Source organism: Rheinheimera gaetbuli (assembly GCF_054781935.1).
Window position 1 is genome coordinate 209341 of sequence record NZ_BAAGTL010000002.1, and the last position, 14273, is coordinate 223613.

Below are 14273 nucleotides of genomic sequence, written 5' to 3' on the forward strand. Positions count from 1 at the left end.
CAGGCACCAGCAGCAGTAACTGAAGGCATGGCCTTAGAAGCCGTCCAGACAAGGTTGGTGACAGTTGCTCACGACAACGGATAATCGACCCCTTCTACTCAACTACTTTATTTTGCGCTGTTGCAGGCTTAAGCCATTTTTCCATATTCAGCAGTGCCAACATAATTAAACTGCCTGCCAGAGCAAATAACATGGCCAATACAGTATCTGCTGAACCGGTTTTTGCAGCGTACTGCCAGGGCAGATATAGCTGCTGCTCCAACTGCCACGGCCAGATCCGGTAAAGGGCCCCTATCACTACGCCAATCAGCAGTGCCAGGCTGGCATCGTGGTAATGTTGCATCAACCAGTTCAGCACGCGGGAAAAACTCAGCAAGCCTATAATGCAACCGAGTAAGAATAATGACAATACGCTAAATTGTAAGCCAGTTACTGCAGCCAGTACCGGTGCATACATACCAGACATAAGTAAAATAAAACTACCGGAAATACCGGGTAATATCATTGCGCAGATAGCGATAGCGCCAGCGACAAAAAACATCCAGTTCTGCGGTTGCAGTTCACGTGGCGTTAGCATACCAACAGCAACTGCAAAGACTACGCCGATAAAGCTCAGCAGCACGCGCCAGGCATTCCAGCGCACACTGCGCAGCAAGGGAGGCAAAGCCGTAAGGATCAACGCACAAAACAATGCCCACAAGGGTATTGGCCTATGCTGCAGCATATACGTCAAAATACCGGCCAACGAAAATATACTTATCAGCACACCGCCAAACAAACAAAGCAAAAAAGTACCATCAATATGACGCCAAAATGCAGCCAGCTGCAAACGGCTTAGTAGCTTAAGCGCAGCAAAATTACAGCTGCTAATTGCACCCAGCAGTCGCTCATACACACCAAGTATAAATGCCAGCGTACCGCCGGACACTCCGGGTACTACATCGGCGGCGCCCATCGCCAAGCCTTTAATTATCCATTGCAAGTACTGCATGTTGTATCCCTTCGTTTAATAACTCAGGCTAACTCGCCCGGAACCAGCGGCACAAAGCGCACAGCTTCAATATCACGGCTGGTGTAATTATCACCATGGCGCTCATACACACGTAATGTTTGCTGATGCAAGCCAACCGGAATTACCAAACGGCCGCCATCATTCAATTGGTGTAACAGGGCGGTTGGCACTTCGCTTGGTGCTGCAGTAACGATAATACTGTCGAATGGTGCCTTGCTGGGCCAGCCCTGCCAACCATCACCGTGTTTCATTGACACATTATGCAAATCGAGTTGCTGCAAACGCCGTTTAGCCTGAAACTGCAGCGCTTTTATGCGCTCAACACTGCAAACATGATCAAACAACCGTGCCAAAATCGCCGTTTGGTAACCCGAACCGGTACCAATTTCCAGCAATTTACCCGGTGCTTTATCTTGTAACAGTAATTCGGTCATGCGGGCCACGATATAAGGCTGCGAGATGGTTTGGCCCTGGCCAATTGGTAAGGCGGTGTTTTCATAGGCTTTGTGAGCCAGCACCGCTTCAACAAATACATGCCGTGGTGTGTTAGCTATCGCCGCCAATACTTGTGGCTGCGCAATACCTTCGTGCTGTAATTTCTGTGCCAGCAGTGCGGCACTGCGTGATGTTGCGACTGCCATGTTACAAACTAATCCCCTCTAACCAATGTCGTAAAGTGTCCATGCTTTTGTAGGCTGACATATCGATCTGCAGTGGTGTAACAGAAGCAAAACCATTGGCGATAGCATAAAAATCCGTGCCCTCGCCTGCATCTAACTCAGGTCCTAACGAGCCATACCAGTATATTTTACGGCCCCAGGGGTCGGTAGCACTGGTCATGGTTTCGGCCTTATGGCGCCGGCCTAAGCGGGTTACCTGAATACCTTTTAGCTGCTCTATCGGCAAAGCCGGTACATTAATATTTAAAATTTGATCGGCCGGTAACGGGTGCGATTTTAGCTTTTTGATCACCTGCACCGTAACATAGGCCGCGGTGGCAAAATGCTCCTCATCGCCACCGGCTAACGACACGGCAATAGCCGGCAAACCAAGATGCCGCCCTTCTGTTGCGGCCGCCACGGTGCCAGAGTACAACACATCGTCGCCCAAATTTGCACCATGGTTGATGCCAGCCACAACCAGATCAGGCGTGAAATCCAGCAACTGACTGATCGCCAGGTGCACACAATCGGTAGGTGTGCCATTGACTGATAAAAAGCCGTTATCCAGTGTTTGTACCCTAAGCGGGTTAATTAAGGTTAACGAGTTGCTGGCACCGCTGCAATTACGATCCGGCCCGACAGTCGTCACCTCAGCAAACTGACTCAGCGCTTGCTGTAAAACTTGCATGCCTTTGGCATGAACACCGTCATCATTACTTAGTAAAATTCGCATCCGTTACTCCAGTACAGTGCCATCTTTACTGGCATCGTGATAATTCACCAGCTCACGCAATACGCTGGTAGCAAAGCAACCTGCCGGCAGGGCAAAGTTCACTATGGCATCCTGCTGTTGCAGTTGTATGCTCAGATCTTGCGGCATTAGCCTGATGCTGCGCCGCTCCGCGCGCAGACGATAATCAATTAGCCCCTGCACCAATGGCGAATGTTGCGCCAACACATGTTGCTCTAGATCAGCAGCCGCACCAGTAACCATTGATTCCCCCATACCGGCCAAAACGGCGGTCGGATGCACATCAGCCGCCATCAGGCGCTGCTGCAATGCTGCATCAGCCACCGGCACACGAAATACCGAGCCACTGCCGTTTAACTGCAGCACATCGCCATCGAGTACACTATTGAACTGGCCAGCGCCAATACGCGCCGTAACTTGCTGGTTAAATACATAGGAGCGGGCTGCCGACAAAGCTAAACCCCGTAACTTACGATCGGTAATGCTGCTGCCGGCAAACAGTTGCTGTGCCAGTTGTAAATTGCCACCGGCAATGCCAAAGCGCTGTTCGCCGTAATAGTTGGGCACACCTTGCTTAACTTGCCCGGCGCGTTTTAATAGTTCTGCACTGTCGGTTAGTTGCCGAAGACGGATCTGAAAGTGATTGGCCTTGAGCGCCCCCAGACGTAACTTGCGAAAATGACGCTGTACGCTAAGCACTGTGCAACCCTCAAGCTGCCAGTCTTGCCAGGCTAAATCTTGCTTTATCGGCCATTTAAAGCAGAACCACTGCCGGGTAACAGCATGACGGTCTTTTAAGCCGGCATAGCTGATATCACGCACCCGTAAGCCAGTTAACATCGCCAGCTGTTTCGCTACAAACTGGGTATTCTGGCCGCGTTTTTCAATATGTAACAGTACATGCTCACCGCTGCCACTGGGGCTAAAATTCAACTGTTCATCAACAATAAAGTCTTCCGCCTGACTGCGCAACTTCGCCTGACCTGAGGGCTCACCATACAAATAACTCAGCGTAGTGTTAATACTCATGCGCCAACCAGCAAGGCGACAGCTTCTACCGCTATGCCCTCTTTGCGGCCAACAAAACCCAGTTTTTCGGTGGTCGTTGCTTTAACATTTACCTGCGATATAGCACAGTCCAAATCAGCAGCTATACACTGACGCATGGCGTTAATATGGGGCGCCATTTTTGGTGCCTGCGCCAAAATAGTAATATCCACATTACCAATGACAAAGCCGTGGCTTTGTACATCAGCAAACACTTTTCGTAGTAAAATACGGCTATCAATGCCTTTAAAAGCGGCATCTGTATCAGGAAAGTGGTGGCCTATATCCCCCAGCGCCAGTGCACCAAGCAGGGCGTCGGCTAAAGCATGCAATACCACATCGCCGTCGGAGTGAGCCAGCAAGCCCTGATGATAATCAATGTGCACGCCCCCAAGGGTTATCGGGCCCTCGCCACCAAAGGCATGGACGTCAAAACCATGGCCGATACGTAGTTTCATGTTGTAGTCTGCTCCAGATAAAATGCGGCCAGCGCCAAATCTGCCGGCTCAGTAATCTTAATGTTGTCACTACGGCCTGCAACCAGCAATACCTTGTGACCGGCCCATTCCATGGCCGACGCTTCGTCGGTAACTTGTACGCCGGCGGCAATAGCGTCTTTAAGGGCTGCACGCAGCAGCGCGGTGGGGAAGAACTGCGGTGTCAAAGCATGCCAAAGGTGTTCACGGCTAACGGTCTCACTAATACTATTTTCACCGCGTTTCATCGTATCGCGTACCCGGCAAGCCAAAATACCGCCCTCGTCGTGCTGCAGGCACTGGCTGACAAGCAGTTGGATATCATTAAAACACACCAACGGCCGTGCAGCGTCATGCACCAGTACCCAGGGAAAACGATGAGCATCAATCAGCTGCAGGGCATTTAATACCGAATGCATGCGCTCAGCACCGCCTTTTACCCGGTTTATATCGCTGGTTGCCAATGTAGTACCGGCAAAATAAGGGTCATCCGGCGCCAGAGCCAACCAGACTTGGCTTACGAGTCCACTAGACTGCAAGCGGGCAACACTGTGTTCCAGAATGGTTTTGCCATGCAGAAGCAGATATTGTTTTGGCAGATTGCTTTGCATTCGTTTACCAATACCAGCGGCGGGTACCACTGCAGCAATTTGCATTGGCGCTTGACTACTCATTGCGGCCCTCATTGTCACGCTGGCTGAACAGACGAAAGAACACTTCATCGTCGCGGATTAACCCCAGTTCATTGCGGGCCCGCTCTTCAATGGCCTCTAAACCTTGCTGCAAATCGGTAACATCGGCTTTTAGCAAACGATTGCGTTTTTCCAGCTCCAGATTGCTGGCCTGCTGGCTACGCAGCTCTTCTTGCTGTCGAAAGTAATCAGCCACGCTGTTCTGACCAAACCAGAGCCGGTATTGCAATGCCGCCAAAAGCACAATTAGCAATATAGTAAGTAATCGCATAGTACCGCTTCAGTTAACACAGTGTGGCTATTATGAAGCCTGGCGCCACGATTGCAAAGCAGGAAAACCACATCAGTCTGACAAGGCCGGTAAAGGTCTGGCAAAGTTTTGCCAGTTTAACCGGCTGGCAAGCAACAATTCGCGTAAATTCAGTCGCCGCGGTGTTGCTCTGTTGCCATTCAGCCACTGGTGGCCGCAACAGGCCGCTGTCATAATGCTTTTGCTGGGCTTTAAAACGAATTTATCGCTGTTCTCGTTTGCCAGCGGCGTACCAGAAAAACTAAACCAACCGTGTTCATTGCAATGCAAACGCAAATTGTCATTGTCTACTTCATCAATACTATCGAGTACGATCTGCTCCTGGCTTAACTGACTAACATAGACCGCAACAATAAGGCCAGGTTTGGCATGTTTGCTATAAAACTGCGCTATCGGATCAGCCTGTTGTTTACTCGCAGGGCAACTGGCAGCCTGCTTGTAGTACCAGGAGGCATTTTGGCTATCGAGCTCCAGCTCAGACCGGCTCTGTACAATATTGCTGGCGGCTCGGCGAATGTAAAATGGTAAACTGGCCAAACGCTCGGGCATTCGCTGCAATTGCTCACGGCTCAATTGTGACAGGCGCAGCAACTCACGCTCATACAATGCATTACACAGCTCAGTATAAGTTTGGTTATCTCTGGAGAGTTGCCAGAAATGCGCTTGATTGGAGGCGGTATCAGTCATGGCCAGATGTTAGCCAACAGCGGAGATTTTGCCTAGTAAAATCTCGCACTGCCAACGCAGCTGTTAGCGTAGCTGCTGATACAAAGACGGAAACTGTTGGCGGTGACGCTGAAACAAAAAACGCCGCAGTAATTCTCGCTGTTGCTGACAACTACTAATGCGCGCCGCAATAATCGAATTATGCTGCCGTACCGGTTCAAACTTCAATTGTAATTGCTGGCCGTCAGGTAAAGTAAGCCCTAATTCTGCTTGCTGCAGTAGTTGTTCAGTTAGCTGCGGGCAATCTAACTTAAACGCCAGCCCGGTGCTGGATAACGACAACAATTGAACTTTGTCACCATAGTGGTGATCGCAAAAGCGGATATCCTGAAGTGACGCCAACCGCCAACTGCGTTCATGGCCGCTATATTCCACCACCTCTGGTATGCCTAGCACCGGGTTAGGCTGGCCAAATTCATCCAGTGTCATATCCAACGGGAACCACAATTTGTAGTGCCCCACCTCAGCGAGCAAGGTAAATTTTGCCTGCCCCAACAACGAGGCAATTAACTGCGGTACTTCAGTCGTGACCGAAATCATATGGTTGTAACCATCGGGCGATGTGGCAGCTTGTTGTTTTTGGTCAAACAACTCGGACAAATAACCCAGCTCAGAGTCGGTAAGTACAGCATTCCGTTGCATAATTCAGTACAACCTGATGTCATAAAAGTTGCACGAAACTAACATATGCCGTTTTTTTCAGCAATTATTTATTTGAAAATCTTGCATTAATACCAAACTAGTCTACGCAGACATCGTCCTATGACAATATTCCTGCTTCAATTTTCAGTTAAGTACCGTTATGCTAGTTAATATGTTAACGCCTAAGAGCAGTTGCAGATGAACCGCCGGACATTTTTAAAAACAGCAGGATGTAGCGCTTTAGCACTCGCATTGGGGGTTAAAGTCGTTGCAATGGCCCGGCACTATCCACTTGACCAACTGCTGCTGCAGTTACAACGCTTACCAGCAGATAAACTCATCAGCAGCGGCAGTTGGAACGTCAGTGAAATATTGCAACACCTGGCGCAAAGTGTGCGTTATTCCCGCCTGGGTTATCCAAAGGCTAAATCTGCGCTCTTTCAGCATACCGCCGGCAGCGCTGCATTAAACGCCTTTGCTGCCGCAGGTAGTATGACGCACCCATTGCACGAGCCAATCCCCGGCGCGCCTTTACTAGCAACCACAGTGCCAAACGACATTGCCCTGGCTGAGCTAATCAACGAAATACAGCAATTTATTGACTGGCAAGGTGAGCTAGCTCCACATTTTGCCTATGGCAGCTTAACTAAGCAGCAATACTATGGCGCGCATTATCTGCACATTCAAGATCATCTACAGCAGATTAGTTTATCCTGAGACAACAGTAGATGTTTTAGTTAGCAATCGCGCCAGATGCTCCGGCACCCGGCGTTTGTTAACAAATACCGCTGAACCGGCCGTTTTTTTTGCCTGTTGTTTGGCATCAGATGCCAGCGCTGCCACGTCATGATGATTACCACATACGCCGGTATCAGGCATGGCCAAACCAACCGACAGGCTGAGCAACGGATAAAAACACAGACTACCCAGCCGGTCTGTCGCATAAAAGCCACCTGCAGCCAGGTGCTCAGGCAAATAATAATTCACCATTCGTTTAGTAAAGTTCTGGCAAATCCGCTGCGCAGTTTCAACGGCAGCATCGCTGGCAGACAATACAATAAAGTCATCGCCGCCGATATGGCCAACAAAGTCTTCCCGGCTGACTTCTGACTGGATTATCTGCGCCAGCAACTCAATGACTAAGTCACCTTTACTGTAGCCATACACGTCGTTGTAAGGTTTAAACCCGTCAATATCGATATAGCCAATAGCAAAATCTGTTGTTTCTGCCAACAGCTGATCAATACGACGGTTAATCGGCACATTGCCAGGTAGCATGGTCAGTGGGTTAGCATAGCGCGCGAGTTGAATTTTGTGCTCACTAAGCTGACGCAACACCTTACGCACAGAGCCGAGGCCATAATAGCGACCTTGCTCTGTAACAATAAAGTACGGGCTGGCATCGTCATGAATCTCAGCTGTTAACACGCCGCTAACGGCATCCATTGTCAGGCTGCGTTCAACCACAATAGCCGGCTCCATGCATTGATGGATCGGTTTTTTCTCATACAGTGCGCGACCAAACGGATGCGAAAAACGCTCATTAATCATACTGCGGCTAACCAACCCCAGAGGCAGCTGCTCCTTATTTACTACAGCCACACATGACAGGTTTTTGTCTGCTGCAAACATAGCTGCAACTTGCTGCGCCGCAGTTTGCGCATTCACCGCGGCAACTCTGCTGACTACAGGCTCTAAAGACTCATTAAGCGACAACGCTTTATCTTCACGCAACAAAGACAGCGCTGGCAGGGGTACTTCTACGCAGTCGATGTGCGGACGCCCGAGTAAATACCCCTGGCCAATATCGGCACCTAACTCACGGCAAAACAGTAATTCTTCGCTGGTTTCAATGCCTTCAGCAACTATGAGTGAACCGGTGCTTTTTGCCAGCTCAATAATGTTTTTTACGAAGGCTTTTTTTATTGGATCGCGGTGTAGCTGGTCCACAAAATAGCGGTCTATTTTAACAATGTCAGGCTGTAGCTCTGACCAGAGTTTTAAGCCGGAAAAACCACTGCCTAAATCATCAATTGCAATTTTAAAACCAAACTCGCGATAGTGTTTAACTGCACTGACAAACAGCTCAGTATCTTCTACCTGAAACTGCTCTGACAATTCAATGACTATCCGCTCTGGTGCCAGCCCCGCCTGATGTATATAACTTTTGGTTAAGCCTGACGGATGATCAGACGTTAGCAACAGCATAGGGTTAACGTTAAGAAACAACTGCCCCGCTGCGCCGCTATCGGCAAAAGCCTGAATACTTAACTGGCGGCACAACAATTCCAGCGGCTCTAACAAATCAAAGGTTTGTGCGGTTTTAAATAGCAGCAACGGCGAATGCAGAGCACTATCGGAAGGGCCACGGATCAGTGCCTCATATCCAAGAATACTGCCGTCAGCCAAAGATACCAAAGGCTGAAATAGCGGTGTCAGCAGTCGGCCAGAGAGAATACGCTGCAGCTCATTGCGGTGAAAATCACTTAGTCCCAAAATAACTACCCGGGTAACAAATTACAGGCCTGTGCTATCCGAGGCAGAAAGTATCATCCTGATAAGCGGTACAGATAGTAAGACTTTTACATGACGCTGATATGACAGCCGGATTGACGTTTCAAACTAAGGCTGCACCGTTGCTGTTTTACGCATATGCCTGGCTAAACTGCGGTCTATCAGACCACTTCGATGCGCTTCGCGGATAAAGGCATCCAGCCTGGGTTTTAACCGGCTCCATTTGCTGTTCATTGCTAATGTTAAATCTACTTCGTCAGTAGCATACTGCTGCCGGTGCAAGCTTAAACCGGCAAAACGATTGTTGATTAACCAGTTGGCGACATGCTCATTCATATAGGCCAGCTGACAGCGTTTGTTCAACAACATATTAAACTGGTCGTATTCTGATTCAGTATCAATGCGCACCAACTCACCGCTATCTAGTGGTTGCTGCAAAGCGTTATAGATATAGTGCCGGCGCAAACAGATAGTTTTACTATTCAGGCTTTGCGCACTGCGGGTAAAGGGTTCCAGTGCGTAAAGGTAGTCCCTGTGTGCCACTATTGCCTGAGAAAACAGTAGCTCTTCTGGCTGCATAGTCCATTTTGACGCCATCACAGATGCATCATACTTGCCTTCATACAACCCCAATTCAGCCCGATAGCGGTTTTCAAATACATACTTCAGCTGGTAAGGCTGATTGGCAAAAAAAGCGTTAAGCAGTTCGGGGATCACGCCGGTAGGTACATTATCCTCAGTGGCGTACATGTAGGGCGGAACTTGCGGATAGTAAATCGCCACAGTAAAGGTTTCCTGCGCCGCCAAATCACTGCCAGACAGCAGGCAAAAATAACATAGCACTGCTCGAAGCCAACTGTTACGCGTTAAACCGGGCAATTGACACTCCATGCGTTGCACTTAGATGTACCGATATTAGCCGGTCATTGTGACAAAGCAAGTGTGAGGGCTGTTTTCGCGCTGTATTATTAACCTACTTAAGCAGATACAACGAGACTGTATTAATAACAAAAGCCACCTCGCGGTGGCTTTTGGCTTGTCTGGTCTGCCTGATGTCAGGCTAAAACACAGTGTTTATTCTGCAGTAACTACTGGCCTTTAATTTCGCTGCGGCCTTTATAAGGTGCTTTGCTACCCAGCTCCTGTTCAATCCGCAGTAACTGGTTGTACTTAGATACGCGGTCAGAGCGGCAAAGTGAGCCGGTTTTAATCTGGCCGGCAGCAGTGCCTACGGCTAAATCAGCGATAAAGGCATCTTCGGTTTCGCCACTGCGGTGTGAAATAACCGCAGTAAAGCCAGCGTCTTTCGCCATTTTAATCGCTGCCAGGGTTTCAGTTAACGAACCAATCTGGTTAAATTTGATCAGGATAGAGTTACCAATGCCCTGCTCAATACCGCGGGTTAAAATTTTGGTGTTGGTAACAAACAAATCATCACCTACCAGCTGCACTTTATCACCGATTTTATTGGTTAAGTCTTTCCAGCCATCCCAGTCGCTCTCATCCAGACCATCTTCGATAGAAACTATCGGATAACGCTGGCTTAAACCGGCAAGATAGTCGTTAAAACCATAGGAGTCAAAACTCTTGTTCTCGCCGCTTAATACGTACTTGCCATCTTTGTAGAACTCAGACGCAGCGCAGTCCAGCGCTAAGGTCACGTCTTTGTCCATTTCATAGCCGGCCGCTTTAACTGCTTCAACGATAACAGACAGTGCTTCTTCGTTTGATTTGAGATCAGGTGCAAAACCACCTTCATCACCGACAGCGGTGTTCAGACCGCGCTTTTGCAGCTCTTTTTTCAGGCTGTGGAAAATCTCCGCGCCCATGCGCAGCGCCTCAGCGAAAGTTTTGGCGCCTACCGGCTGCACCATGAACTCTTGAATATCAACGTTGTTATCAGCGTGTTCACCACCGTTGATAATATTCATCATCGGCACCGGCATACTGTACACACCTGATGTGCCGTTCAAATCGGCAATATGCTGATACAACGGGATCTTTTTATCCGCAGCAGCAGCGCGGGCAACCGCTAACGACACCGCCAAAATCGCGTTAGCACCCAGCTTACTTTTGGTTTCGGTGCCGTCTAAATCGATCATGATCTGGTCAATTTCAGCCTGGTTATACGCATTTTTGCCTTTTAATGCCGCTTGAATAGCACCGTCAATATTGGCAACTGCTTTGGTAACACCTTTACCTAAGTAGCGGCTTTTGTCGCCGTCACGCAGCTCTAATGCTTCGCGTGAACCGGTTGATGCACCTGACGGCGCACAGCCACGGCCCATAGCGCCGCTGGCTAAATACACATCGGCTTCTACCGTTGGGTTGCCGCGTGAATCCATAATTTCGCGGGCGATAATTTTTACTATTTCAGACATGCTTAGAGTTCCCTGTTAAAACGAAAAAGCCGGGTAAAATACCCGGCTTAGCACAAGTTATACGCGTTGCTGTTTTTGCATTTTGTACGCCGCAGCGACAAAAGCCTGAAACAGCGGATGACCATCGCGTGGTGTCGAGTTAAACTCCGGGTGAAATTGCCCGGCAACAAAAAACGGGTGCGACGGTATTTCTATCATCTCTACCAGTTGGTTGTCAGCCGATAAACCCGATACCACTAATCCTGCCTCTTCTAATTGCGGCCGTAAGTTGTTATTCACTTCGTAACGGTGACGATGCCGCTCCTGAATAACCGCTTTGCCATAAATTTCACGGGCTTTAGTATTATCTATAAGGTTACAGTTTTGGCTTCCCAGACGCATAGTGCCACCAAGGTCTGATTTATCAGTGCGGGTTTCGACTGAACCATCAGCATCGCGCCATTCGGTTATTAAACCCACTACCGGGTAAGGCGTGTCTTTATTAAATTCAGTGGAGTGCGCATGACTCATGCCCACCACATTACGGGCATACTCAATTAACGCCACCTGCATGCCCAAACAAATACCCAGATAAGGTATTTTGTTTTCGCGGGCATACTGCGCGGCCAAAATTTTACCTTCTACACCGCGCTCACCAAAACCACCCGGCACCAAAATACCATCGATATCCGCTAAAATGCCAGTGCCTTTACTTTCAACGTCTTGTGAGTCAACGTATTTAATGTTTACCGTAACGCGGTTTTTCAAGCCCGCATGGCCCAGTGCTTCATTTACTGACTTATAGGCATCAGGCAGCTCGACATACTTGCCCACCATCGCAATGGTGATCTCGCCAGTGGGGTTAGACTCCTGATACAGCACTTGTTCCCACTCGACTAAGTCTGCTTCTGGTGCTTCGATATAGAAACGGCGGCAGACCAAATCGTCCAGGCCTTGTGATTTTAACAGCGCCGGAATTTGGTAAATGCTGGACACGTCTTTTAATGAAATAACGGCTTTTTCTTCCACATTGGTAAACAGCGCAATTTTAGCACGCTCGTTCGATGGAATAGCCCGGTCTGAACGGCACACCAGTATATCTGGCTGAATACCGATAGAGCGCAGCTCTTTTACTGAATGCTGGGTTGGCTTGGTTTTAATCTCACCAGCCGTACCCAGGTAAGGTACCAATGTAAGGTGCATATACAGCGTGCGCTCGCGGCCCACTTCGGTGCCTAACTGGCGAATGGCTTCTAAAAACGGCAGTGATTCAATATCACCTACCGTGCCGCCAATTTCGACAATAGCAATGTCATAACCTTCAGCACCCGCGACAACACGGCTTTTAATTTCGTTGGTAATGTGCGGAATAACCTGAATGGTAGCGCCCAGGTAATCGCCACGGCGCTCACGGCGCAATACGTCGGCGTAAATACGGCCTTGGGTAAAGTTATTACGCTTGGTCATTTTGGTGCGGATAAAGCGCTCGTAGTGGCCAAGGTCTAAGTCTGTTTCAGCACCGTCCTCGGTAACGAATACTTCGCCGTGCTGAATAGGGCTCATGGTACCCGGATCAACGTTAATGTAGGGGTCAAGTTTAAGGATGGTGACCTTGAGGCCACGCGCTTCCAAAATAGCTGCCAGCGACGCTGCAGCAATGCCTTTACCTAAGGAGGAAACCACGCCACCCGTCACAAAGATATATCTTGTAGTCATGAGACCCCTGAGACAATGTTAATCAATAAATGAATACCAAAACTTACAAACACCAAGCGCCCGGTGCGTAAACACAGGGGTACAACAGTTGTTCAAGAATTGGTATCAGGACGGGATAAAATTATAGCAAAGCGTGCTGCACCACTCAACGTAAAGCTGCAAGCTAATGTGAATTAGCAAAAAGTTTTTAATTCACACTTGACTACGTCACTCACAATCTCCAGATAAGTAGTAGCAGATGGAAACTATTCGACAACGGCGGGGTCTGTACATCGTGTGCCCCGCATTAGAGTCAACCACAGGAGTAACCTATGCAAATTCAAGTTCACACAGACCGTCATATCCAGTCAGACGAGCGCTTAGCAGAATTTATCCGCGACACACTGCAAACTAAACTCAGCCGTTTTGCCGATCATCTGACACGGATTGAAGTGCATTTAAGTGACGAAAATGGCCAGCAAAAAAACGATAGCCATGACAAACGCTGCCTGCTCGAAGCCCGCTTTGAAGGTTTAGATCCGGTTGCGATAACCGAGCATGCCGCCACTGTCGGCCAGGCCATTAGCGGTGCTGCCGACAAAATGCAGCGTAAGCTGAGTTCAGTAGTGGGCAGATTGCGTGATAAACATGCACGCACCGGCCATAGCGCGCCAGTAATGGAAGCAGAAGAAAGTTAACCGTTAATCAATGCGAAGCGCGAGAGCGCTTCGCTTTACTTAAGCTGTTCAGCATGCGCTTGTGCTTAATTTAGTTACAATGATTATCGTGCTGACACTGCCAGCACATATCAAAAGATGCGGCGTTAACTTCGCCACAGTGATCACAAACCCAGTCTGCGGCTTTGCCTGCCTGCTGTGTTGCATTAACAACAGCCAGCGCCTTGTCATAGTCGCTGTCGTTTATCACCCACAACTCCGGCCAGGCATCGAAAGCCGAAACTTCACCCACAGCGCCCTGAGCAAATTCATTTTTCAGAAATACCTCGATGCCCTGTGCTTCAACCAGGTTTTTCACGTTATGCACAATAAAGGCATTGTCATGGGTATAGATTTTTTTCATAGTGCTGCTTAAATTCTTGCCAGTGTGAATACTGCAACACACCAACTTAAACACTAAACGCAACGCATAGTCAAAATTCGATGCGTTCAAGAGTAAAAGCGGTCATTGTCATTAATTAACCGGCGTGCAATTAGTTAACCTGTTAACTGCGTAACTGCACTGCCTTAGATACAGAGTCTTCTTGCTCTCAAATCTCAACACCTTTGGGTATTAAAACAGCTTAGAGAAAACGGCTGCAAGGAGCGAAAAGCAGAGATTCAGCACCTCAACACAATCCGCATGCGAATGACCGCTTTTACCGCAAAA

Annotated in this window: 16 protein-coding genes; 2 read left to right on the plus strand and 14 right to left on the minus strand. The window is 48.8% G+C overall.

Going from position 1 to position 14273, the window contains the following annotated elements; all coding sequences use genetic code 11:
- Window positions 1-94: 94 nt before the first annotated feature.
- The 9 genes from ACYVIC_RS04165 to ACYVIC_RS04205 all read right to left on the minus strand — a co-directional run bounded on the left by ACYVIC_RS04165 (window position 95) and on the right by ACYVIC_RS04205 (window position 6318).
- Complete coding sequence (locus ACYVIC_RS04165) at window positions 95-991, minus strand: DUF368 domain-containing protein (protein ID WP_460857534.1); 897 nt, start codon at window positions 989-991, stop codon at window positions 95-97.
- 23 nt (window positions 992-1014) lie between these two features.
- Complete coding sequence (locus tag ACYVIC_RS04170) at window positions 1015-1653, minus strand: protein-L-isoaspartate(D-aspartate) O-methyltransferase (RefSeq protein ID WP_460857536.1); 639 nt, start codon at window positions 1651-1653, stop codon at window positions 1015-1017.
- A gap of 1 nt (window position 1654) precedes the next feature.
- The gene (surE, locus tag ACYVIC_RS04175) at window positions 1655-2407 is read right to left on the minus strand and encodes a 5'/3'-nucleotidase SurE (protein WP_460857538.1); all 753 of its coding nucleotides are present in this window, start codon (window positions 2405-2407) and stop codon (window positions 1655-1657) included.
- Window positions 2408-2410: 3 nt separating this feature from the next.
- On the minus strand, window positions 2411-3454 hold the full coding sequence (truD, locus tag ACYVIC_RS04180; protein WP_460857540.1) for a tRNA pseudouridine(13) synthase TruD: 1044 nt from the start codon (window positions 3452-3454) through the stop codon (window positions 2411-2413).
- Window positions 3451-3930, minus strand: a complete 480-nt coding sequence (gene ispF, locus ACYVIC_RS04185; RefSeq protein ID WP_460857542.1) for a 2-C-methyl-D-erythritol 2,4-cyclodiphosphate synthase — start codon at window positions 3928-3930, stop codon at window positions 3451-3453. The genes truD and ispF overlap by 4 nt, the downstream gene beginning before the upstream one ends.
- A complete protein-coding gene (ispD, locus tag ACYVIC_RS04190) occupies window positions 3927-4622 on the minus strand; it encodes a 2-C-methyl-D-erythritol 4-phosphate cytidylyltransferase (protein WP_460857544.1) in 696 nt (231 codons plus the stop codon). The genes ispF and ispD overlap by 4 nt, the downstream gene beginning before the upstream one ends.
- Window positions 4615-4911, minus strand: coding sequence for a cell division protein FtsB (gene ftsB / locus ACYVIC_RS04195; RefSeq protein WP_460857545.1), 297 nt, complete (start codon window positions 4909-4911; stop codon window positions 4615-4617). The genes ispD and ftsB overlap by 8 nt, the downstream gene beginning before the upstream one ends.
- A gap of 72 nt (window positions 4912-4983) precedes the next feature.
- Window positions 4984-5637, minus strand: a complete 654-nt coding sequence (locus tag ACYVIC_RS04200) for a hypothetical protein (RefSeq protein WP_460857546.1) — start codon at window positions 5635-5637, stop codon at window positions 4984-4986.
- A 63-nt stretch (window positions 5638-5700) separates the two neighbouring features.
- Window positions 5701-6318 carry a hypothetical protein gene (locus ACYVIC_RS04205; RefSeq protein ID WP_460857548.1) on the minus strand — a complete coding sequence of 206 codons (618 nt, stop codon included), beginning with the start codon at window positions 6316-6318 and terminating at the stop codon, window positions 5701-5703.
- Between the two features lie 198 nt (window positions 6319-6516).
- Here ACYVIC_RS04205 and ACYVIC_RS04210 point away from each other — a divergent pair, with 198 nt between their 5' ends.
- Window positions 6517-7035: a DUF1569 domain-containing protein gene (locus tag ACYVIC_RS04210; protein ID WP_460857550.1), complete on the plus strand. Its 519-nt coding sequence runs from the start codon at window positions 6517-6519 to the stop codon at window positions 7033-7035.
- On the opposite strand, the gene ACYVIC_RS04215 is transcribed toward ACYVIC_RS04210, so the two are convergent.
- The 4 genes from ACYVIC_RS04215 to ACYVIC_RS04230 form a co-directional block, all read right to left on the minus strand.
- Window positions 7027-8814: an EAL domain-containing protein gene (locus tag ACYVIC_RS04215; protein WP_460857552.1), complete on the minus strand. Its 1788-nt coding sequence runs from the start codon at window positions 8812-8814 to the stop codon at window positions 7027-7029. The genes ACYVIC_RS04210 and ACYVIC_RS04215 overlap by 9 nt on opposite strands.
- Window positions 8815-8940: 126 nt before the next feature.
- Window positions 8941-9711, minus strand: a complete 771-nt coding sequence (locus ACYVIC_RS04220; protein ID WP_460857553.1) for a substrate-binding periplasmic protein — start codon at window positions 9709-9711, stop codon at window positions 8941-8943.
- Between the two features lie 209 nt (window positions 9712-9920).
- Window positions 9921-11213, minus strand: a complete 1293-nt coding sequence (gene eno / locus ACYVIC_RS04225; protein WP_460857555.1) for a phosphopyruvate hydratase — start codon at window positions 11211-11213, stop codon at window positions 9921-9923.
- A 57-nt stretch (window positions 11214-11270) separates the two neighbouring features.
- Window positions 11271-12908, minus strand: coding sequence for a CTP synthase (locus ACYVIC_RS04230; protein ID WP_460857556.1), 1638 nt, complete (start codon window positions 12906-12908; stop codon window positions 11271-11273).
- 311 nt (window positions 12909-13219) lie between these two features.
- On the opposite strand from ACYVIC_RS04230, the gene ACYVIC_RS04235 reads away from it, so the two are divergent.
- Entirely contained in the window at window positions 13220-13585 is a 366-nt protein-coding gene (locus ACYVIC_RS04235) for an HPF/RaiA family ribosome-associated protein (protein ID WP_460857558.1), read from the plus strand.
- 70 nt (window positions 13586-13655) lie between these two features.
- On the opposite strand, the gene ACYVIC_RS04240 is transcribed toward ACYVIC_RS04235, so the two are convergent.
- Window positions 13656-13967, minus strand: coding sequence for a putative signal transducing protein (locus tag ACYVIC_RS04240; protein WP_460857560.1), 312 nt, complete (start codon window positions 13965-13967; stop codon window positions 13656-13658).
- Window positions 13968-14273 lie beyond the last annotated feature (306 nt).